This window comes from Dongia sp. (assembly GCF_041905885.1).
In the GTDB taxonomy this organism is placed as follows: Bacteria; Pseudomonadota; Alphaproteobacteria; order Dongiales; family Dongiaceae; genus Dongia.
The window spans coordinates 18,321-38,839 of record NZ_JAYRKD010000027.1 but is presented as its reverse complement, the minus strand read 5'-3'; the positions used below and the strand labels follow the sequence as shown (position 1 = coordinate 38,839).

Annotated in this window: 18 protein-coding genes; 14 read left to right on the top strand and 4 right to left on the bottom strand. The window is 65.7% G+C overall.

Features of this window, described 5'->3' with window-relative positions; all coding sequences use genetic code 11:
- Positions 1 to 16: 16 nt before the first annotated feature.
- A complete protein-coding gene (locus tag ACH2CY_RS22205) occupies positions 17 to 2,467 on the top strand; it encodes an FAD-dependent oxidoreductase (protein ID WP_395021797.1) in 2,451 nt (816 codons plus the stop codon).
- 86 nt (positions 2,468 to 2,553) lie between these two features.
- On the opposite strand, the gene ACH2CY_RS22200 is transcribed toward ACH2CY_RS22205, so the two are convergent.
- Positions 2,554 to 2,964: a response regulator gene (locus ACH2CY_RS22200; protein WP_395021796.1), complete on the bottom strand. Its 411-nt coding sequence runs from the start codon at positions 2,962 to 2,964 to the stop codon at positions 2,554 to 2,556.
- Between the two features lie 153 nt (positions 2,965 to 3,117).
- Here ACH2CY_RS22200 and ACH2CY_RS22195 point away from each other — a divergent pair, with 153 nt between their 5' ends.
- The 10 genes from ACH2CY_RS22195 (at position 3,118) to ACH2CY_RS22150 (ending at position 14,576) form a co-directional block, all read left to right on the top strand.
- The gene (locus ACH2CY_RS22195) at positions 3,118 to 3,870 is read left to right on the top strand and encodes a PolC-type DNA polymerase III (protein WP_395021795.1); all 753 of its coding nucleotides are present in this window, start codon (positions 3,118 to 3,120) and stop codon (positions 3,868 to 3,870) included.
- On the top strand, positions 3,867 to 5,309 hold the full coding sequence (locus ACH2CY_RS22190; RefSeq protein ID WP_395021794.1) for a DUF294 nucleotidyltransferase-like domain-containing protein: 1,443 nt from the start codon (positions 3,867 to 3,869) through the stop codon (positions 5,307 to 5,309). The genes ACH2CY_RS22195 and ACH2CY_RS22190 overlap by 4 nt, the downstream gene beginning before the upstream one ends.
- Positions 5,309 to 5,842, top strand: a complete 534-nt coding sequence (locus tag ACH2CY_RS22185; RefSeq protein WP_395021792.1) for a DUF1003 domain-containing protein — start codon at positions 5,309 to 5,311, stop codon at positions 5,840 to 5,842. Before ACH2CY_RS22190 ends, ACH2CY_RS22185 begins: the two co-directional genes overlap by 1 nt.
- A 267-nt stretch (positions 5,843 to 6,109) precedes the next feature.
- Entirely contained in the window at positions 6,110 to 6,235 is a 126-nt protein-coding gene (locus tag ACH2CY_RS22180; RefSeq protein WP_395021791.1) for a hypothetical protein, read from the top strand.
- 215 nt (positions 6,236 to 6,450) lie between these two features.
- Entirely contained in the window at positions 6,451 to 7,842 is a 1,392-nt protein-coding gene (pabB, locus tag ACH2CY_RS22175; protein WP_395021790.1) for an aminodeoxychorismate synthase component I, read from the top strand.
- Positions 7,842 to 8,663, top strand: coding sequence for an aminotransferase class IV (locus tag ACH2CY_RS22170; protein ID WP_395021789.1), 822 nt, complete (start codon positions 7,842 to 7,844; stop codon positions 8,661 to 8,663). The genes pabB and ACH2CY_RS22170 overlap by 1 nt, the downstream gene beginning before the upstream one ends.
- Positions 8,664 to 8,732: 69 nt before the next feature.
- The gene (locus tag ACH2CY_RS22165) at positions 8,733 to 9,641 is read left to right on the top strand and encodes an SMP-30/gluconolactonase/LRE family protein (RefSeq protein ID WP_395021787.1); all 909 of its coding nucleotides are present in this window, start codon (positions 8,733 to 8,735) and stop codon (positions 9,639 to 9,641) included.
- 267 nt (positions 9,642 to 9,908) lie between these two features.
- The gene (locus tag ACH2CY_RS22160; protein ID WP_395021786.1) at positions 9,909 to 11,600 is read left to right on the top strand and encodes a hypothetical protein; all 1,692 of its coding nucleotides are present in this window, start codon (positions 9,909 to 9,911) and stop codon (positions 11,598 to 11,600) included.
- Positions 11,601 to 11,667: 67 nt separating this feature from the next.
- Positions 11,668 to 13,815, top strand: coding sequence for an AAA family ATPase (locus ACH2CY_RS22155; protein WP_395021785.1), 2,148 nt, complete (start codon positions 11,668 to 11,670; stop codon positions 13,813 to 13,815).
- Between the two features lie 5 nt (positions 13,816 to 13,820).
- Positions 13,821 to 14,576 (top strand): hypothetical protein, encoded by a 756-nt coding sequence (locus tag ACH2CY_RS22150; protein WP_395021783.1) that lies wholly within the window; start codon positions 13,821 to 13,823, stop codon positions 14,574 to 14,576.
- On the opposite strand, the gene ACH2CY_RS22145 is transcribed toward ACH2CY_RS22150, so the two are convergent.
- Entirely contained in the window at positions 14,573 to 15,097 is a 525-nt protein-coding gene (locus ACH2CY_RS22145; protein WP_395021782.1) for a cupin domain-containing protein, read from the bottom strand. The two genes, ACH2CY_RS22150 and ACH2CY_RS22145, sit on opposite strands and share 4 nt — an antisense overlap.
- Before the next feature lie 5 nt (positions 15,098 to 15,102).
- Entirely contained in the window at positions 15,103 to 16,005 is a 903-nt protein-coding gene (locus ACH2CY_RS22140; RefSeq protein ID WP_395021781.1) for an SMP-30/gluconolactonase/LRE family protein, read from the bottom strand.
- 192 nt (positions 16,006 to 16,197) lie between these two features.
- Here ACH2CY_RS22140 and ACH2CY_RS22135 point away from each other — a divergent pair, with 192 nt between their 5' ends.
- Both ACH2CY_RS22135 and ACH2CY_RS22130 read left to right on the top strand, forming a co-directional pair.
- A complete protein-coding gene (locus ACH2CY_RS22135; protein ID WP_395021780.1) occupies positions 16,198 to 16,926 on the top strand; it encodes a GntR family transcriptional regulator in 729 nt (242 codons plus the stop codon).
- A 223-nt stretch (positions 16,927 to 17,149) separates the two neighbouring features.
- Entirely contained in the window at positions 17,150 to 18,280 is a 1,131-nt protein-coding gene (locus tag ACH2CY_RS22130; protein WP_395021779.1) for a sugar ABC transporter substrate-binding protein, read from the top strand.
- Positions 18,281 to 18,286: 6 nt separating this feature from the next.
- Here the strand turns inward: ACH2CY_RS22130 and ACH2CY_RS22125 are convergent, their stop codons facing one another.
- Complete coding sequence (locus tag ACH2CY_RS22125) at positions 18,287 to 18,931, bottom strand: GntR family transcriptional regulator (RefSeq protein ID WP_395021777.1); 645 nt, start codon at positions 18,929 to 18,931, stop codon at positions 18,287 to 18,289.
- A 255-nt stretch (positions 18,932 to 19,186) separates the two neighbouring features.
- On the opposite strand from ACH2CY_RS22125, the gene ACH2CY_RS22120 reads away from it, so the two are divergent.
- Entirely contained in the window at positions 19,187 to 20,317 is a 1,131-nt protein-coding gene (locus ACH2CY_RS22120; protein ID WP_395021775.1) for a sugar ABC transporter substrate-binding protein, read from the top strand.
- Positions 20,318 to 20,519: the final 202 nt, after the last annotated feature.

Here is a 20,519-nt window from a genome sequence, read left to right as displayed (position 1 = left end):
TCAGCGAAGCACAGTCATGACCCTTCCCACCAAGGCCCGTGTCGTCATCATCGGCGGCGGTATCGTCGGCTGCTCCATCGCCTATCACTTGGGCAAGCTCGGCTGGGGTGACACCGTGCTGCTGGAGCGCAAGAAGCTCACCTCCGGCACGACCTGGCATGCGGCCGGCTTGGTGCGGGCTTCGCTCTACACCGAGAACCTGACCAAGCTCGCGAAATACACGGTCGATCTCTACACCGGGCTCGAAGCCGAGACCGGCCAGGCGACCGGCTTCGTGCAACCGGGCTCGCTCTCGATCGCGACCAATCCGGAGCGCTTTGAAGAGCTGTTGCGTGGGATGGACATGCTGCATGCCTTCGACGTGCCGGCGGAGAAGGTCACCGCGGCGCAGGTCCAGGAGAAATGGCCGCTGATGAACGTCGATGACGTGCTCGGCGGCGTGTTCTATCCCAAGGACGGCAAGTGCAACCCGGCCGACACCACCATGGCGCTGGCGCGGGGTGCCCGCATGAAGGGCGTCAAGATATTCGAGGACGTGAAGGTCGAAGAGGTGCTGGTTGAGAATGGGCGTGCCGTCGGTGTGCGCACGCCCCGAGGCACGATCCACGCGGACTATGTCGTCTGCGCCTCCGGCATGTGGTCGCGGGAGATCGGCGCCAAGCTCGGCGTCAACATCCCGCTGCATGCCTGCGAGCATTTCTACATCGTGACCGAGCCGATGGAGGGCATGACCGCGAATCTCCCGGTGATGCGCGACATGGATGCCTGCGCCTATTACAAGGAGGACGCGGGCAAGCTGCTGCTCGGCGCCTTCGAGCCCAAGGCCAAGCCCTGGGGCATGGACGGGATCCGCGAGGATTTCGCTTTCGACGAGCTGCCCGAGGATTTCGACCATTTCCAGCCGATCCTGGAAGGCGCCATCCACCGCGTGCCTTCGCTCGAGAAGGTCGGCATCCGCAAGTTCTTCAACGGGCCGGAGAGCTTCACCGCCGACCAGCGCTACATCCTGGGCCCGGCGCCGGAGCTCAAGAACTTCTTCGTCGCCGCCGGCTTCAACTCGATCGGCATCCAGTCGGGCGGCGGCGCCGGCATGGCGCTGGCGCATTGGATCGTCAACGGCGAGCCGCCCTTCGATCTCTGGGACGTCGATATCCGCCGGCTGATGCCGCATATGAGCCGCAAGAGCTTCCTGGTGCCGCGCGTCTCCGAGGCGCTGGGGCTGCTCTACGCGATGCACTGGCCGTATCGCCAGTTCGAATCCTCCCGCAACATCCGCCAGACCGCCTTCTATGAAGACTGGAAGGCGCAGGGCGCCTGCTTCGGCGAGGTTGCCGGCTGGGAGCGGCCGAACTGGTACGCACCCCCCGAAGCGATCAAGGCGGGCGTGAAGCCGAAATACCAATACTCCTACGGAAGGCAGAACTGGTTCGATTATTGCGGCGCCGAGTGCCGCAACACCCGCGAGAATGTCGGCCTGCTCGATCTGTCGACCTTCGCCAAGTTCCTGGTGGTCGGCCCCGATGCCGAGGCCGAGCTGCAGCGGATTTGCACCGCGAATGTCGCCGCCGTCGGCCGCGCCCATTACACGCAATGGCTCAACGCGAAGGGCGGGATCGAGGCCGATCTCACCGTGACTAGGTTGCGTGATGGGCGGTTCATGGTGGTGACCGCGGCTGCCACGGCAACGCGCGACTGGAACTATCTCAAGGACAACCTCCGGCCCGGCGCGCAGGTCGAACTGGTCGATGTCACCACGTCCTTCGCGGCGCTCGGCCTGATGGGGCCGAAGAGCCGCGACGTGCTGGCCAAGCTCACCGATGCCGATCTCAGCAACGAGGGCTTCCCCTTCGGTTCGACCCAGGGCATCGAGATCGGTGCGGCGCGGGTGCTGGCGCAGCGCATCTCCTATGTCGGCGAGCTGGGCTGGGAGCTCTACATCCCCGCCGAGTTCGCGCGCGGCGTGCTGAAGCTGGTGCTGGAAGCGGGCGCCACCTTCGGCCTGAAGCCGACCGGCATGCATGCGATGGATTCCATGCGCATCGAGAAGGCCTTCCGCCACTGGGGCCACGACATCGGCACCCATGACACCATCCTGGAAGCCGGCCTCGGCTTCACCTGCGACTTCGGGAAGGACTTCATCGGCAAGGCTGCGGTCGAGAAGCAGCGCGGCGAGAATGTCCTGAAGCGCCGCATGGTGCAGTTCGCCATGGAGGACCCCGCGCTGCTGCTCTATCACAACGAGCCGATCTACCGTGACGGCAAGCGCGTCGGCCTGGTGACATCGGCGAACTACGGCCACACCCTGGGGGCCGCGATCGGCATGGGCTATGTCTCCAACGAGGCCGGCGTCGATGCCGATTTCATCAAATCCGGCCGGTTCGAGATCGCCATCGCCGGCGTGCGGCACAAGGCGAAAGCCAGCCTGCGGCCGATGTGCGACCCGACCGGGGCGCGGATGAAGGTTTGATTTTCAGTCGTCATCGCCGGGCTTGATCCGGCGATCTTTCTCCGACGGCACCAGATGCCCGGGTCAAGGCCGGGCATGACGATTCATTACTGAATCGCCATCGCCCTTCTTTGCTGCAGCAGGGTCTCCAGCAGCTCCAGCAGCTTGCGGCGGTCGACCGGCTTGGCCATGACGCCGTCGGCTCCGGCTTCGCGGGCGGCGAGGTCGACCTCGACGATGTCGCGACCGGAGAGCATCACGATCACCGGGCCGGGTGCCGGCTCGGTGGTGCGCAAGCTCCTTGCGACCTCATAGCCGTTCATGTCCGGCATGGTGACGTCGAGCAGCACGACGTCGAACCGATTCTCGGCCGCGAGCGCGAGGGCTTCACGGCCGCCGCCGGCGCCGAGCAATTGCGTGCAGCCGGCCTTGTCGAGGATTGCCTTGATCAGTTCCAGCGCGAAGGGGGAATCATCGGCGACCAACACGCGGCAACCGGCAACCAGGCTTTCCGTCAAGACGCGCCATCCTCGCAGCGGCCGCGCCGAGATCGGCGGGCCAGGTCAACTTGCGGGGCATCTTGTCCGGCGGCGCCCGTCCTGGCAACGCCCGTGACAGCGGGTCGTGCCGGATGTCTAATCGGAGTCGGTGCAATGGGGAGATGGCGCAAGATGCTCGATCGTTTGAAACGCGGCTGGATCCGGGCGTGGCAGGCGCATGCCCGCCCCGCGCAGCCGCGCGGTCCCGCCGCGCCGCATCCTTCGGTCACGCCGCCGATCCCGGAGGGACGAATCACCGCGGCGATGCGCCTCGCCGAACTGCCGGCCCTGGCACTCGACACCGAGACCACCGGGTTGGATCCGGTGCGCGATCGCATCGTCTCCTTGGGTGCGCTGCGCCTCGAGGGCGCCGCGCTGCTGCCTGACCCGGTGCTCGATCTCCTGATCAACCCGGGGCGGCGGATCCCGGCGACTTCGACCGCCTTCCACGGCATCTCCGACCGGATGGTGCAGGGCGCGCCGGCCTATGCCGCGGTCGCGCCGGAGATCATCGCGGCCCTCAAGGGCGTGGCGCTCATCGGGCATCACACGGTGTTCGACCTCGCCATGCTGCGCCGCGCCTCCACGGCGATCGGCATCGACTGGCAGGACCCTCCCTGGCTGGACACGGCTTTGCTTTATTCCGCGCTCCGGCCCGAGGCCCGGATGTTCGAACTCGACGCGGTGGCGCAGCAGGTCGGCGTCGCGATCCAGGGCCGGCATACGGCCCTGGGCGACGCGCGGACCACGGCCGAGGTCTATCTGAAGCTGCTGCCCGACCTGGAGGCGCACGGCATCGTCACCCTCGGCCAAGCCATGGCCTTCCAGGTGACCAGCCGCAAAGCCGCGCGGGCGCACCAGGTTGCAGGAATCACCGGGTCATGACCGCCGAGGCGGCGCTCAGCCGGATCGATCCCTTTCCCTACCAGCATCGCCTCGCCGAGGTGATGAGCAGCCCGGTCGAGACCATCGATCCTGCCGCCACCTGCACCGCCGCCGCGGCGACCATGCGCCGCCTGAAGATCAGCTCGCTGCTGATCCTCGACACCGCCGGCCGGCCGGCCGGGATCATCACTGAGCGCGACCTCCTCAACGCCGTTGCGGAGCTGGGTGCCGCAGCGCTCGACCTGCCGGTCGGAATCCGGATGCGCGGCAACCTGGTCTCGTTGCCGCCCGATGCTTTCGTCTTCACCGCCCTGGCGCGCATGGCACAGAATGGGTTTCGCCATATGCCGGTGGTCGATCCGGTCTCCGGCAGGGCGATCGGCATCGTCACCGCCGGCAGCGTGCTGAAGCTGCGGGCGCAGCAGGCGCTGGTCCTGGCCGACGATGTCGGCGCGGCGAAGTCGGCGGCCGAACTCGCCAGGATCCAGGCACGGCTGCCGGCGATCGCCGGCGGGCTGCTGAAGGAAGGCGTCGGCGCGCGACAGATCGCAGCGGTGATCAGCGCGGTGTTGCGCGACGTCTCCGGCCGGGCCGCGGAACTCGCCTGCGAATCGCTGGAGGCGGAAGGCAAGCCGGCGCCGGCGCGCTGGTGCTACCTGGTGCTGGGCTCGGGCGGGCGCGGCGAGAGCCTGCTGGCCGCCGACCAGGACAATGCGCTGGTCCACGACTTCGAGAAGGACGATCACCCCTGGTTCGCGGAGCTCGGCAAGCGCGCCTCGACCATCCTGGACCAGGCGGGCATTCCCTTCTGTCGCGGCGAGGTCATGGCGATGAACCGCCACCTCCGCCACAACCGCGCGGGCTGGCGCGCCGAGCTGGCGCTCTGGATCGAACGGCTGGAACCCGCGGCCCTGCTCAACGCCGACATCTTCTATGACTTCCAGCCGGCGGCCGGCGACCACGGCCTGGCCGCTGCGCTCCGCGAAACCGCGACCACGCTGGGGCAGGATCCGGGCTTCATCCGGGCCCTGGCCGGGACCTCGGCGCGGCATGGGACCGCGCTCAACATCTTCGGCCGGTTCCGCGAGCAGGACGGCCGGGTCGACCTGAAGCGCGGCGGGTTGCTGCCGATCGTCTCCGGCGGCCGCGTGCTGGCCTTGCGGCTCGGCGTCGCCGTGACCGCGACGCCGGAACGATGGCGTGCCGCGGTGGAGCCGGGCTTCGTCCGCCGCGAAGACTTTGCCCGGATCGACGACGCCCATGAAATGCTCCTGGAGCTCATCCTCTCGCAGCAGATCGCCGACCTCGCTGCGGGCCGCGCGCCAGGCACCGCGGTCGAGGTGCGGCGCTTGCTCGGCCTCTCTCGGGAACGCCTGAAACAGGCCTTGAAGATCGTCGGCGAGATCGACCTCATCCTTAACCATGTCCTGGGACCCTGATGGCACAGCCCCACGCACCCCATTCCATCGACAGCCTGATCGGCGAGATCACCGCGCTGACCGAGGAGGACCGCGCCCTCCTGCAGCGGCTGCGCCGCGAGCGGACCGACCGGCAGCCGCCACCCCCGCCGCCGCTCCGCACCGGCGACCGGGTCGCCGACTGGATCGCCGCGGTGGTCGGCTCCTGGCCTTTCGTGATCGGCCAATCTCTGCTGCTGACCCTCTGGATCCTGATCAATGTCTATGCCTGGGTGCAGGCCTGGGACCCCTATCCCTTCATCCTCCTCAACCTGATGCTGTCCTTCCAGGCGGCCTATACCGCGCCCGTCATCCTGATGAGCCAGAACCGCCAGGCGATGCTGGACCGCCAGGACCAGGCGAACGACTACGACGTCAACCTGAAGGCCGAGCTCGAGATCGAGCTGCTGCACCACAAGATCGACCTGCTGCGCAGCAAGGAGATCCAACTGCTCACCGAGCTGGTGAAGGATCTGTCGCAGAAGCTCGCGGCGCGTGAGGCGTCCAGCGGCTGACGCCGCTCTCGCGAAGAATTTCGGCCACTCCAATCGGTATTTTTACGGAGCCGCGGCGAAAGCCGCGGTTTTCCGCGATACCTTGCATTTGCCTCAATTGGATCGCTCCGCTGCCATAAACCGGCGCTTAAACATTGGCGCGTAGAGTGATGCTCGTCGCACAGCCAGTCGCCGGATCCTGTGATCCGGGTCATAGCCGGTCAGCGAACCCGGTGGCAGTTTCTGGCGACGAATTGAGTATCGACCACCGCTTGAAGGATTACCGCCGTGTCCCGTCTTCGTGCCGCCGCCCAGACCATGCCGCAGATCCCTGCCGGGCTCAGCACGTTCCTGGCGCGGGCGTTCCTCGGCGGCTTCGTCCTCTTCCTGCTGGCGCTGGCCAGCCATTCCTGAGGGCTCGGCGATGCCTCGCTTGACCCTCCAAGCCGGCATCCGCGCCTTCGCCATCTTCGACGCCCTGGTTCTCCTGGCTTTGGTCTGGCTGATCGCCAGCTCCGACCTGTTTTCCTGAATAGCCGCGGCGGTCTGGGATGATTCCCGGTCGCTGATCGTGGTTTAGCCCGCCGCCCGGCGGTGCTAGCTTGCCGGTCATGGCACGGCGCCCCCCCATGGATAGACCTTCGGTCACCGAGATCCCGCCCGAGCGTATTCCCACCGATCTCATGGATTGGGTGGTCGGCTTTGTGGATTGCCCGGGCCTCGTCTTCCTGGACAGCGCGCTTCGCCACGAGAGCCTCGGCCGCTATTCCTTCATCGCCGCCGACCCGGTCCACCGCCTCGTGACCCGCGGCGCGGCGACCACAATCGACGGCGCCCCTTTCGGCGGCTCGCCCTTCGCGGCGGTCGCGCATCTCCTGGCGCAGCATCCGCTCGAACAGGTTCCGGGCCTGCCGCCCTTTCAGACCGGGTTGGCCGGGCAGTTCGGCTACGGGCTCCGCCATCACGTCGAATCGCTGCCGGCGCATGGCCGCAGCGACCACGGTTTCCCCGATCTCGAGCTTGGCTGGTACGACGTGGTGGTCGCGGTCGATCACCGGGACAATCGCGCCTTCGTCTTTGCCAGCGGCGAGAAGGCCGCGGCGCGGACCGCCTGGGCGCTGGCGCGGCTGAACGGCCAGGCGCGGTTCGGGCTGCCCGATTGGGAGATCGAGCCCGAGCCGGACCTCAGCGCCGACCAGTATCGCCGCGCGGTACGCCGGACCATCGACTACATCGAGGCCGGCGATATCTACCAGGCCAACATCACCCAGCGCTTCCAGGCCGACCTGCCGCAAGGCTTCGATCGCCTGGCGCTCTACGATGAGCTCCGCCGGCAGAATCCGGCGACCTTCGCCGCCTTCATCGATTTCGGCGCGACCGCTTTGCTCTCCTCCTCGCCGGAGCGCTTCCTGAAGGTCGAGGACGGCGTGATCGAGACTAGGCCGATCAAGGGCACCCGGCCGCGCGGCGCCAATCCGGCGCAGGACGCAGCACTCGGCCGCGAGCTGCTGGCTTCCGAGAAGGACCGCGCCGAGAACCTGATGATCGTCGATCTGCTGCGCAACGACGTCGGGCGGGTGGCCAAGCTGGGCTCGGTCCAGGTGCCGGTGCTGATCGGGCTGGAGTCTTACGCGACGGTGCATCACCTGGTCTCGGTGGTGACCGCGGCCCTGGACGACGGCAAGAGCGCGGTCGATCTGCTGCAGGCGGCTTTTCCCGGCGGCTCGGTCACGGGGGCGCCGAAGATCCGGGCGATGGAGATCATCGCCGAGCTGGAGCCGACCGAGCGCGGGCCCTATTGCGGCGCGATCGGCTATCTCTCCGCCGGCGGCGCCATGGATACCAACATCGTGATCCGCACTCTGCTGATCGACGGCGAGCGGATCTCCTTCCAGGTCGGCGGCGGCATCGTCGCCGACAGCGACCCGCAGGCGGAATGGCAGGAGAGCCTGACCAAGGCCAAGGCGCTGATCCAGACCCTGGCCGGCCGGGCCAAGGGCGCCGCCAAGAAGCGCGCCTGATGATCTATCTCAACGGCGCGATCGTGCCCCCGGATTTCGCGCGGATCGATCCCGCCGACCGCGGCTTCACTTTGGCCGACGGCTTGTTCGAGACCTTGCGCGCCTATCGCGGCAAGCCGTTCCGGCTGGAAGACCATCTCGTGCGGCTGGAATCCTCCGCCCAGGCGCTCGGCATCCCGCTGCTGTTCGATGCCGTCCGCATCGCCGAAGCCGTGGTCGAGCTGCTGGAAGCCAATGCGCTGACCGAAGCCGACGCCGCGATTCGCATCACCGCGACCCGCGGCACCGGTCCGCGCGGCCTGCTGCCGCCGGCCGAGGTGAAGCCGACCCTGATGATCGCGACCATCCCCTATGCGCCGCTGCCGGAGAGTTGCGCGGCGGCGCTGGTCGAGATCCGCCGCAACGAGGGCTCGCCGCTCTCGCAGATGAAATCCTTGGGCTACCTGGACAATATACTCGCCATGCAGGCGGCGGCGGCGCGCGGCGCCGAAGAGGCGATCCTGTTGAACAATGCCGGCCGGGTCGCCGGCGCGGCGCGGGCCAACCTGTTCGCCGTGCTGGACGGCCGGCTGCTGACCCCGCCCCTGCGCGACGGGGTGCTTCCGGGGATCGCGCGCCGCGTGGTCCTGGAGCTGGCGGCGACATTGAAGATCCCGACCGAAGAGGCCTCGTTGTCCCCGGCCGATCTCGCCGCAGCGGCGGAGATCTTCCTGACCAACTCGCTGTTCGAAGTCCGTTCGGTCGGCCGCCTCGACGATCGGGAGTTCGGTGCCGCCGGGATCGCCGCCCGGCTCCGGGCGGACTATCGCGCCCTCACCTGAGGGGGTGACGCTCCCCTGCGATCCGGCTAGGCTCGGCCACCTTTTTTCGACTCTATACAGGGGAACTCCATGGCCAAGGTCTTCGAGACGCTGGACGAGCGGTTCGACAATCTCTTCGTCGGCACCGCGCAACTCGACAAGCTCTACACCGGTTGCCGCTGGGCGGAAGGCCCGGCTTATTTCGCGGCCGGGCGCTACCTGGTCTGGTCGGATATCCCGAACGACCGGATGCTGCGCTATGACGAGACCAGCGGCCAGACTTCGGTGTTCCGCGCCCCTGCCGGCAACACCAATGGCCATACCGTCGATCGACAGGGCCGGCTGGTCTCCTGCGAGCATGGCGGGCGCCGGGTGTCGCGCACCGAGTTCGACGGCACTGTGATCACCCTCGCCGATGCCTACAAGGGCAAGCGCCTGAACAGCCCGAACGACGTGGTGGTGAAGTCGGACAACAGCATCTGGTTCACCGATCCCAGCTACGGCATCGATTCCGACTACGAGGGCAACAAGTCGAAGAGCGAGATCGGCCGCTCCAACGTCTATCGCATCGACCCGAAGAGCGGCGCGGTCACTATCGTCGCCGACGATTTCGTGCAGCCCAACGGCATCGCCTTCTCGCCCGACGAGAAGGAACTCTACATCGTCGACACCGGCGCCACCCACAAGAAGAACGGCCCGAAGCATATCCGCCGCTTCGAGGTGAAAGGCGACAAGCTGAAGGACAAGGGCGTGTTCGCGAAATGCACTGCCGGCCTGTTCGACGGCTTCCGCTTCGACACCGAGGGGAGGATCTGGACCAGTGCTGCCGACGGCGTCCATTGCTACGAGAAGGACGGCAAGCTGATCGGCAAGGTGCTGGTGCCGGAAGTGGTCGCCAATGTCTGCTTCGGCGGACCGAAGCGGAACTACCTTTATATCTGCGGCACGACCTCGCTCTACGCCGTGCGCCTCAAGGTGAATGGGCAGAAGACCTATTAGCTAGCCGCAACTTCCGCGACGCTAGGTTATAGCGTCGCGGAAGAGAATCCTGATATTGCGCCGGCCGCGCGGCATATCCCGCGGCGCTGTGCATTTCCCGGGCATCCCGCAAAATCGGCGTTAACGCTTCCGATTTTTGCGGAAGTTCCGCCGTGAATACCTATATACCCATTACGCACAAGCTCCGGTAGCATTGCATCGGCGGCCACAGGCCGCCGTTTTGCGCGCTTGCGCATGGGCTTGGGGTCAGACGAAGGGGAGTTCGAAATGTCCACGGGTACAGGTACCAGCCTGAAGCGTTCCGCCGCCACGGTCGCGGCTGAAGTCGGCAAGGCCAAGCAGTCGACGCAGGCGGCCGCGAAGAAAGAGACCGCGGCCGAGGATGCGCGCTTTGCCAACATCCAGGCCAACCTCTTCTACAAGGTGATGTTCGACCAGGCCACCAAGCCCGAGGAGAAACGCGCCCAGATGGCGAAGATCCTCGCCTATGAGGGCACCAAGGAAGAGAACCGCGAGCGGATCAAGGCCTTCGAGCTGTTCAAGGAATATCTCCAGGCGCAGCGCGAGGCGATGGCGCAGGAGATCATCCGCCTGACCGACACCGAGACCTTCGCCGAGCTGAAGGAGGTCTACGACCAGTTGAACGGCGCGCTGATCGACTTCGACAACAAGATGAAGCCGCTGACCGACATCATCGACGCGGTTTACACCTTGCGCACGAACGGCCTGACCATCGAGGCCTTCCAGGAGATCATCCGCGACCGCCGCCGCGAGGCCGACCTCGCCAAGCAGCGCGACGAGAAGAAGAAGCAGTTCGAGGCCCTGCGCGGCGAGGTCGACACGCTGAACAGCGACATCGCGGCGCTCGGCGAGCGGCGCGCCCTGTTCGGCCTGCTCGGGCCGAACCAGGAGACGCGTGAGGAAATCGCCCGCAAGCAGCAGCGGCTGAGCGTGATCGGCGACAACCTCGGCAATTTGAGCGGCGAAATCGCCGCGCTCGACAAGCAGGTGCCGAGCGAGAGCGCATTGGGCGAGTTCGCCGAGCAGAAGAAGAAGCTGCGCGAGCTGCTGGATATCAGCACCGACGAGCACAAGCAACGCCAGCGCGAGCTGGTCGATTCCGCGATCTCCTTCGTCAACACGGCGAAGACCCGGGTCGGCTCGGTGCGCCAGCACCTTACCCTGATGAACGAGCAGGTCGAGAATCTGTTCGACGCCAACAACATGATGGGCACCGTCTATGCCATCATGAACGAGAGCATCAAGGATGCGGGTTCGGAGAACCAGAAGATCCGCGACGCGCTCGAGGCGCCAGCCGGCGACGAAGACATGATCACCAAGATGTCCCGCGAGCAGAAGAAGATGTCGGTCGAGCAGCACATGACCATGCTCGATGCCTCGGCCACCGACACGATGGCGACCTATTCGGATCTCGTCTCCGGTGCAATTCGCATCAAGACCATGAAGGATGCGGTGGACCAGCAGGCGATCCGCGCCCGCACCATGCACAGCCAGGGCATCTCCGGCGTGGCCGACCGTCTCAGCGTCGTGCTGCAGGCGGTCTCCTCGGCCGCGCTCGGCGAGGCTTCGGCGATGGCCAAGGACACGCTGCAGCAGATGGCGGAGAACACCAACAAGGTCGCGCAGAAGGAGAGCATCCGCATCGCCATGGGCATCGAGGAGCAGAACGCCGATCTCACCAAGGCGATCGACGACCTCGGCTCCTACGGCGAGGTAGTGCGCGCCGCGACCAACATCACCCGCGAGGGCCTGACCGAGATGCGCGGCAAGCTGGCCGAGCTGAAGACCCTGGCGGAATCGGTCACCGGCGACATCCACGAGGCGATCGCCGTCAACGCGGACACGCGGGATGCCGGCCCGGCGGCGACGCCGGCCTCAACTCCGACGCAGCCCGCGGCGGGACCGGTGCCGAATCCGTTCAAGCTCGGCGGCAACTGAGCAAATCCGGCGCGCGGCCGTGAAGGCCGCGACGCCGGACGTGTGTCTTGATCATCGGGGATGAGGCATGGATTACCTGATCAGGGGCGACGACTATCTCGCGAAGAGCCCCAACTTCAAGCTGGTCGACCGCGAAGCGGCGCTGGCGCGCCTCACCGCCGTGCTGGTGCGGAGCAAGTCGAACTCCGTGCTGCTGGTCGGCCCGGCGGGGGTGGGGTGCACTGCGCTCTGCATGGGGCTCGAGGCCAGCAAGAAGGCGCCGGACGCGCCCTTCGACATCGTCTCGAAGCGGATCTTCTGGCTCGACACCGACGGCCTGTTCTCCCAGGGCGATTCGGTCAAGGTGAACGAGTCGTTCCAGCGCATCATCAAGCGGCTCTATCGCACGCCGGAAACGATCCTGATCATCGAGGACACCAAGGACTTCATCGAGGCCTGCCGCAACAACGGCACGCCGCATTTCATCAATGCGCTGGCGCTGGCGATCAAGAACCAGAAGACCCAGGCGATCCTGGAGGCGCGCGACGAGGATCTCGACGTAATCCTCAAGGCGCATTCCGACATCCGCGATCTCTTCACCCTCATCGATCTGGAGGAGCCGGTCGGCGAGGCCCTGTTCAAGATCGTCGAGGATGCGGCCAAGGCCTTGCAGGAGTTCCACCGGATCAAGATCGCGCCGGATGCGATCACCACCGCGATCGAGCTCACGACCAAGTACCGGACGCGTGCCGGCATCGACCAGGCGCAGCCGGAGCGAAGCACGACGCTGCTCGACCGCGCCCTCTCGACCTATCGTCTGACCGCGCACCGGACGGCGCCGGGCCTCGCCCAGGCGGAAGCCCGATTGAAGGCGGCGACCAACGGCGCCGAGAAGGCGGCCGCAGAGGCTGAGGTCAAACGCGTCGCCGAGGACTGGACCCGGAAGCAGCAGCAGATCAAGACGCTCTACAAGCGCCAGCGCGACGGCGAATCCGCGGTGGCCGAGCTCGAGAGCGAGCTCGAACGGCAGCTGAAGGCCGAGGAAGAGGCGCGCAAGGCCGGTACTGCCGTGGCCGAAGAGGTGCGCGCCTCCGGTAAGATCGCGAGCTTCGCAAGGCTGGCGACCGGCGGCGGATTGGAATCCGAGGCAGTGCGAGCGATCAACGAAAAGATCCGCAACTTCCAGGCCGAGATCGCCAAGAACAAGGCGGAGTTCGACGCTTTGACCCGCGAATTGAACGACCACCTGATCCTGACCCGCGATATCGTGCTCCAGGAGTTCAGCACGATCTCCGGCATCTCGGTCTCGAAGCTGAATGAGAACGAGCGCGAGAAGCTGCGCAACCTAGAGGCCGCCTTGAAGCGGCGGATCTTCGGCCAGGACCATGTGATCCGCCATCTCGCCAATGCGGTGAAGACGGCCCGGGTGGGGCGGCGCAACCAGGACCGGCCGCAGGCGGCCTTCATGTTCATGGGGCCGTCCGGTGTCGGCAAGACCGAGATCGCCAAGGCCCTGGCGGAGGCCCTGCTCGACGACGAAAAGGCGCTGACCCGCTTCGACATGTCGGAATACATGGAGAAGCACGCGGTCTCGCGGCTGATCGGCGCGCCGCCGGGCTACGAGGGCTTCGAGGTCGGCGGCATCCTGACCAACGCGATGCGCAAGAATCCGCTGCGCGTCCTGCTGTTCGACGAGATCGAGAAAGCGCATCCCGACGTCTTCAACGTCTTCCTGCAGATCCTGTCGGACGGGCGGTTGACCGACAACGTGGGGCGGACGGTGTCCTTCTCCGATGCGATCATCGTCATGACCACCAATATCGGCCAGCCGCATTTCCTCAACCCCGACTTCAGCTTCGAGCAGGCGGTCGAGGGGGCGATGGAGGAGGTCGGCAACACCTACCGCTCGGAGTTCCTGAACCGCTTCGCGGGCCGCGAGAACATCATCTGCTTCAACAAGCTCGATCTGGATTCGATCGAGCGGATCGTGCGGCGCGAGTTCGACAACATGAACCAGACCTACCGTGCCGACGGCGTCTCGGTCTTGGTCTCCGACGAGGACCTCCGGGCCTTCTGCAAGGCGCGCTATAATCCGGCGATCGGCGCGCGCGGCCTGCCGGGTTTCATCCAGACTTCGGTCGAGCCAGTGATCGTGAACATGATCCTGGACGGCGCCAAGCGGGGGACGATCACGCTGCGCTATGACGAGAAGGCCGGCCACTTCGCCGTGAGCTGAGGAAGATGAGCGAGCTCAAGGACGAGATCGAGAAGCTGAAGGCGAAGATCGACGACAACGCCTATAGCTCGAGGAAGACCGAGGCGGCCTCGTTCCAGGCGCGGCGGCGCAGCGACATCGCCGCGATGAACCGCTTCGTCGCGCAGTTCCTGCTGGCCTGTCACTGGATCTACCAGAACATCCTGAGCCCGACCGGCCGGTTCCTGTCCATCCCGGCTCGCTATCTGTTCCGCGGCTATCGCTGGCTCTGGGACAAGGTCGTCTACCGCCAGGACCCGTACAAGAACCGGCTGTTCTCGAAGACCCGCGCCGGCCTGTTCCTGACCGCCACCATCGTCTTCGCCTGGTTCATCTTGATCCCGCTGCTGGGATTCCTGTTCGACGTCGGCGTCTATCTCGCGACGGTCAGGAAGGACGAGGTGGTCTATCTCACCAACTCCCAGGAGATTATCCCCGAGGAGAACGTGCATTCGATCCAGGGCTGCCACAGCCTGCCCTGCACCGACGACAACAGCGTATATTTCCGGATCCGTGCCACGCTCTTCAATGAGGTTTGGTCGCTGGTCCAGGGCCACGGGATCTTCTATCCCGATTTCGTGGCGGCGGCGGTGCCGCTCACCATCAGCCGCTGCACCATCACTTCCTACGGCATGCGGATCAAGTTCGTGGTGCGCAACCTCGACATCTATCCCGACGTGCTCCGGACCGAATGCACGCCGCTCGACGCCGAGGAAGGCCCGGCGGCGCCGGCCGCGAACTAGCTTCCGTCGCTGACCAGCACCGCCATCAGCAGCGCGTTCTCCTTGCCGCGGTTGACCCACGCATGGTTGGTGCCGCGCTGGATCACGCAGTCGAACGGCTTCAGCGTCCGCTCCTCCTTTTCGAGGACCAGCGTGATCTCGCCCGAGAGCAGGATGATGTAATCCGTTGTCGGCGACTTGTGCATCGCCGGATGCACCGAGGTGTCCGGCTGCAGATGCGCGCCGTTCATGGCCGCGAACCACTCGGCATTGGCCTTGCGCTTCTCATCGTCCGAGAGATGCGCGAACTCGGATTCCGGCGGGATCTCGAAATAGCGGAACAGGGTGCCGCCTTCCGGTGGCTCCAGCTGGGTCGAGCGCGCGCCGTGATCGATGCCGTCGGTGTGGTTCACCTTGCCCTTGCCGGTGATCCAGCATTCGGTGAGGACGGTGATGATGTTGTCGGCGATGCCGTCGATCATGACGCCGGATTTGCCCTGGGCGTCATTGGTGGTGACGATACGGCGAATCTGTCTCAGCATGCTGCTCACCCCGCGAACCGCGGCTCGGCGATGCCCTTCACGCCGAGCCCGGTGACCGCGAAGACGCCGCCCGCGGTCGCTTCCTTCTGCGGCACGCCCTTCATCGGCCGGCCCATCGAAGTGCAGTAGAGGACGTCGAGATTGGCGCCGCCGAACATCACGCTGGTGAGGTTGCGGACCGGGAACTCGATCATCCGGTCGATCCGCCCGTCCGGCGCGTAGCGGATGATGCGCCCGCCGAAGACATGGGCGTTCCAGATGAAGCCTTCGGAATCCACGGTCGAGCCGTCGAAGGTGCCGGGATATTCCCAGGCGGTGAGGAATTTGCGGCGGTTGCTGACGCTGCCGGTCTCGATGTCGTAGTCGTAGGCGTACATGACCTTGTCGTAGGAGTCGCAGAAGTAAAAGGTCTTGTTGTCCGGCGACCAGCAGGGCCCGTTCGAGCATTTGATCCCGGAATCGAGCTTATGGATGCTGAGATCGGGATCGAGGCGGTAGAGCGCCGAGTTCCGGACCGGCCGCTGCCCGCGGTTGGCATCCTCGCGGTCATGGTCATAGGCCATGTAGCCGGCGATGAACCGCCCGCGGCGATCGACCTTGCCGTCGTTCAGCCGGTTCTCCGGCTCGTCGGCCTCGGGATCGCCGATATGGGTGAGCTTCTGGGTCTCGAAGTCGTAGAGGCTGAAGCCGTTGGCGAGGGCGAGCACCGCGCCGCCCTTCTCGCGCAAGGCCATCGAGCCGATATGGGTCGGCACGAACCAGCGCTTCACGTCGCTGCCGTCTTCCTTGGCGCTGTAGATCTCGGCGGCGGAGCTGTCGATCCAGTAGAGCCGCTGCTCCTTCACGTCCCAGAGCGGTCCCTCGCCCAGATGGTTCTTGGCGTCGACGATGCAGCGGATCTCGACCATGCGTTCTCTCCCCAGCTTTGGTCTTTTCGTTGCCGTCGAGGATAGCCGGCCGGGACGCGTTGGCAATCAATTTTGTGATCACATATCGAAGATAGACAGTGTTTGAAACCGTCACGGGCTGCTGTAGGCTGCTCCGAGAGGCTCTATGATGGGCCGGTGCGGCGCGATTCGGGCTGAGGCTTCGGGACACCCATGGACGACAAGGTCAGGCCGATCGACGTCACGACCGTGCAGGAGCGGGTCTATCAGGAGTTGCGCGACGCGCTCTACCAGGGCCGCTTCATGCCGGGCGAGGTGCTGACCATCCGGGCGCTGGCCGCCGCACTCGGCACCAGCCCGATGCCGGTCCGCGAGGCGATCCAGCGCCTGGTCACCGAGAACGCGCTGACCCAGCTGCCGAACCGGACCTTCCAGGTTGCGGCTCTGACGCTGGAGAATTATGACGAATGGATCCGGCTGCGCTGCGAGATCGAGGGCTATGCCGCGCAACGCGCCGCCTTGCGGGCGACGCCGGGGATCTGCGCCGAGCTCCGCAAGATCAACCGCACCTTCGGCGAGGCCATCGAGGCGCGGGATGCAGGCGGGATGCTGGAAGGCAACCAGCACTTTCACTTTGCGGTCTATGAAGCGGCGCAGTCGGAGGCGCTGCTGAAGATCATCGGCTCGCTGTGGCTGCGCTTCGGGCCGGTGCTGGCCTTCGTGCAGCATATCGATGGCTCGATCGAGATGTTCCGCCGCGGCGTTCCGGTGCATGAACGCGTGGTTGCCGCCATGGAGCGCCGCGATCCGGAAGAGGCGCGCTTTGCGCTGGCGCTCGATATCCGCGCCGCTGCCTCCTGGTTCCGCCGGCATCATTTCGGCGCCCCGATCCAGGCCGAGCCCGTGCCGCCGCGCGGTGCTCGCATCGGACGCCCGGCCTAGCTCAAAAATTCAACCTCCGCGTGCTGCACAGCCGCCTGGCTCCTACGCCGCCGGCGGCAGGCGCGCTCTCACTGGAAGGTCATTTAGTCCTATCTGTGATCACAGATTGACGATATAAGATGTTAACGGCATACTCCGTCGATGCGGACTCCTCCGAGACCGCACAGGGTGATCGGCGGACAGCGAACGAGCCGCCGGAACGATGAAACCGGGAGGATGTGAGATGACGCTTCTATCGAAGTCGAAGATCGCGGCTGCCTGCCTTGCGGGCGCGCTGGGTGTTTCCGCCTGGACCGGCGCTGCGCAGGCCCAGGAGAAGTTCAAGATCTTCCTGTCGATGTCCTATATCGGCAACGACTGGCAGGCCGAGGCCGCCAACATGATCAAGGCGATGGCCTTGAGCAAAACCTATCGCGACAAGGTGGACCTGCAGGTCCAGGTCGCGGGGCCGAATGCGCAGCGCCAGATCCAGCAGATCAACGCGATGGTCCAGGCCGGCGCGAAGGCGATCATCGTCTATCCGATCTCGCCGACCGCGCTCAATCAGGTGGTGAAGAATGCCTGCGCCAAGGGCGTGGTGGTGGTCGCCTATGATTCGATCATCGAAGAGCCCTGCGCCTACAACGTCCATATCGACCAGAAGGCCTGGGGCCAGAAGTCGGCCGAATGGCTGGTCGATAAGCTCGGCGGTAAAGGCAATGTCGTGATGGTGACCGGCGTCCCCGGCACCACGGTCGACACCTTGCGCAACGAAGGTGCGAAAGAAGTCTTCGCCAAGCATCCCGGCATCAAAGTGATCGCCGAAGCGAACGGCATGTGGAGCCAGGCGGTCGCGCGCACCGAACTCTCCAAGGTGGTGGCGACGCGGCCCTGGGACCAGATCGACGGGCTCTGGATGCAGGCCGGCTGCTACACCGCGAACTCGATGCAGAGCGAAGCCGGCGTCGCCGACGACAAGCTCAAGCCTTGCGCCGGCGAAGCCTCCAACGGCGGCCGGATCCAGATGCTGCCGGTCGGGACCGAAGTCGAAGGGGCGAGCGGCACCTACCGGCCGATGGGCGCCCAGCGCTGGTCGTCGGGCTCGCAGAACTTCACCGGCGCGCTCGCGCTGAGCCTTGCGGTGAAGAAGCTCGAGGGCAAGGAGATCCCGGCCCTGACTGACGTGCCGCAAACCATCGTCACCAACGAGAACATCAAGCTCTGCGCCGAAGGCACCTGGGCCGAGATGAAGGCGGGCTGCAACGTGTTCCAGCCGGCGATCATCGCCAACCCGGGCTGGTTCGCCTCGGTCTATTCCGAGACCACGCCGGAGATCGGCCTGAACGCCGCGCTGGTGGGCCAGCCGGAAGAGTGAGCGCGGCTAGCCCAGCAGCTTGAGGAGACCCGCGGTGGCGGATTCGATGTCACCGCGGAGGTGCGCCGCGCAGGCTTTGGCGTCGCCTGCGCGGATCGCCTTCAAGATGAGCTTATGCTCATGGTTGGCGTTGTCGTAGTTGCCGGCGCCCCGCACGCCATGCAGCAGATGGAAGTAGGGGCTGACCTGGAGCCAGAGCCCTTCGATCACCGAGAGCAGGGTCGCCGATCCCGATGCGGCGTAGATCGTGAAATGGAAATCGTGATTGCCGCGGACATAGGCGCGGGTGTCGCCATCCTCGACCGCCTTGGTCATGGTCTCGACCAGGGCATCGAGCTTGGCGATCTCGTCCTTGCCGATGAGCGGCGTGGCCCAGGAGGCGGCCAGGCTTTCAATCTCGACCCGGACCTTGGTGAGATCGGCCAGGCGATCGGATTCCAGTTCCGGGATTCCGACCGAGCGGCCGGAGATCACGCGCAAGGCGCCTTCCGCCGTCAGCCGCTGCAGGGCCTCGCGCACAGGCATGGCGCTCACCCCAAAAGCACTCGCCAAGCCCTGGATGGTCACCAGTTCGCCCGGTGCAAGGCCACCGTCGAGGATCATGGTCTTCAAACGGCGATAGATCTCTTCAGGCAAAGTGACGCGCGCCACCTGCATCTGCGGCAAGGCAGAGGTGCGTCGTTTCGATCGCTGAGTCGTATCCACGGACATTGCGTCGCTGCGGGTATCGCTGAGCCGTTGCTGCGTCAAGGGCATTGGAGGAAACGCCCTTGCTCGGCCGATGATATCTGATTTATGATCAAATGATCAAAAAGAAGTTTGGGCTCCGCGCCGATGTGGCCGCGGCCGGGGTCCAGGGCGCGCGACGCACCCGACGCCAATCGGCCGCACGATGGGAGAGTGATGATGAAATCGTGGAAAACGGGGTGGCGATTCCTCGCCGCCGGCGCGCTTGCGCTGGGCGTAATGGCCCAGTCCGGTGCCGCGCATGCGGACAAGTTCAAGGTCTTCTTGTCGATGTCCTACATCGGCAATGATTGGCAGGCTGAAGCCGCCAACATGGTGAAGGCCATGGCGGCGCATAAGGACTTCGCCGACAAGATCGACCTCCAGGTCCAGGTCGCGGGGCCGAATGCCCAGCGCCAGATCCAGCAGATCAACGCGATGGTCCAGGCGGGCGCCAAGGCGATCGTGGTCTATCCGATCTCGCCGACGGCCTTGAACGCGGTGGTCAAGAATGCCTGCAGCAAGGGCGTCATCATCATCGCCTATGACGCGGCGATCGAGGAGCCCTGCGCCTATAACGTGACCATCGACCAGGAAGAGGCCGGCCGCGTCACCGCCGAATGGCTGGTGAAGAAGCTCGGCGGCAAGGGCAACATCATCGCCATCACCGGCGTGCCGGGCACCTCGGTCGATACCTTGCGCACCAAGGCGGCGAAGGAAGTCTTCGCCAAGCATCCGGACATCAAGATCGTCGCCGAGGCGGTCGGCATGTGGAGCCAGGCGGTCGCCCGCACCGAGCTCTCGAAGATCCTCGCCACCCAGAACTGGGACGCGATCGACGGGCTCTGGATGCAGGTCGGCTGCTACACCGCCAATGCGATGCAGCTCGAAGCCGGCAAGAAGATCGAGGAGCTGCTGCCCTGCGCCGGCGAAGGCTCGAACGGCGGCCGCATCCAGATGCTGCCGACCAGTGCCAAGGTGGAAGGCGGCGACACGCCGCCCTATGCGCCGCTCGGCGCGCCGCGCATCTCCTACGCCTCGCCGCCCTATTCCGGCGCGCTGGCGCTGAAGCTCGCGGTGCAGAAGCTGGAGGGCAAGGACATTCCGAAGCTCACCACCTTGCCGCTGCCGATCGTCACCAACGAGACCATCAAGTATTGCGAGACCGGTTCCTGGGAAGAGATGAAGGCCGGCTGCAACGCCTTCCCACCGTCGCTCGTGCCGAATCCGGGCTGGTTCGCCTCGATCTTCTCAGACCAGACCCCGGAAGTCGGGTTCCAGGCCGCCCTGATCGGCCAGCCCGAACCCTGAGTCTACCTCGACCTGAGCTGGGCGGCGCGCCCCACGCGCCGTCCAGTTTTTTCTTCGGTAACGGAATCTGATTTGATGCATCGAGTCTGCGGCACCCCCACCCAACCCTCCCCCGAAGTCGGGGGAGGGCTTTGCACGGCGCCTCTTTCTCCCTCCCCCATCTCTGGGGGAGGGTTGGGGTGGGGGTGCCACAGACCCGCCG

Bases quoted from the DNA above. Each gene is read 5' to 3' on its own strand.
- ACH2CY_RS22140 (WP_395021781.1), bottom strand. From the start codon at position 16,005: ATGGTCGAGATCCGCTGCATCGTCGACGCCAAGAACCATCTGGGCGAG.
- pabB (WP_395021790.1), top strand. From the start codon at position 6,451: ATGGATAGACCTTCGGTCACCGAGATCCCGCCCGAGCGTATTCCCACC.
- ACH2CY_RS22195 (WP_395021795.1), top strand. From the start codon at position 3,118: ATGCTCGATCGTTTGAAACGCGGCTGGATCCGGGCGTGGCAGGCGCAT.
- ACH2CY_RS22135 (WP_395021780.1), top strand. From the start codon at position 16,198: ATGGACGACAAGGTCAGGCCGATCGACGTCACGACCGTGCAGGAGCGG.
- ACH2CY_RS22165 (WP_395021787.1), top strand. From the start codon at position 8,733: ATGGCCAAGGTCTTCGAGACGCTGGACGAGCGGTTCGACAATCTCTTC.
- ACH2CY_RS22155 (WP_395021785.1), top strand. From the start codon at position 11,668: ATGGATTACCTGATCAGGGGCGACGACTATCTCGCGAAGAGCCCCAAC.
- ACH2CY_RS22170 (WP_395021789.1), top strand. From the start codon at position 7,842: ATGATCTATCTCAACGGCGCGATCGTGCCCCCGGATTTCGCGCGGATC.
- ACH2CY_RS22145 (WP_395021782.1), bottom strand. From the start codon at position 15,097: ATGCTGAGACAGATTCGCCGTATCGTCACCACCAATGACGCCCAGGGC.
- ACH2CY_RS22150 (WP_395021783.1), top strand. From the start codon at position 13,821: ATGAGCGAGCTCAAGGACGAGATCGAGAAGCTGAAGGCGAAGATCGAC.
- ACH2CY_RS22160 (WP_395021786.1), top strand. From the start codon at position 9,909: ATGTCCACGGGTACAGGTACCAGCCTGAAGCGTTCCGCCGCCACGGTC.
- ACH2CY_RS22205 (WP_395021797.1), top strand. From the start codon at position 17: ATGACCCTTCCCACCAAGGCCCGTGTCGTCATCATCGGCGGCGGTATC.
- ACH2CY_RS22120 (WP_395021775.1), top strand. From the start codon at position 19,187: ATGAAATCGTGGAAAACGGGGTGGCGATTCCTCGCCGCCGGCGCGCTT.
- ACH2CY_RS22185 (WP_395021792.1), top strand. From the start codon at position 5,309: ATGGCACAGCCCCACGCACCCCATTCCATCGACAGCCTGATCGGCGAG.
- ACH2CY_RS22130 (WP_395021779.1), top strand. From the start codon at position 17,150: ATGACGCTTCTATCGAAGTCGAAGATCGCGGCTGCCTGCCTTGCGGGC.
- ACH2CY_RS22190 (WP_395021794.1), top strand. From the start codon at position 3,867: ATGACCGCCGAGGCGGCGCTCAGCCGGATCGATCCCTTTCCCTACCAG.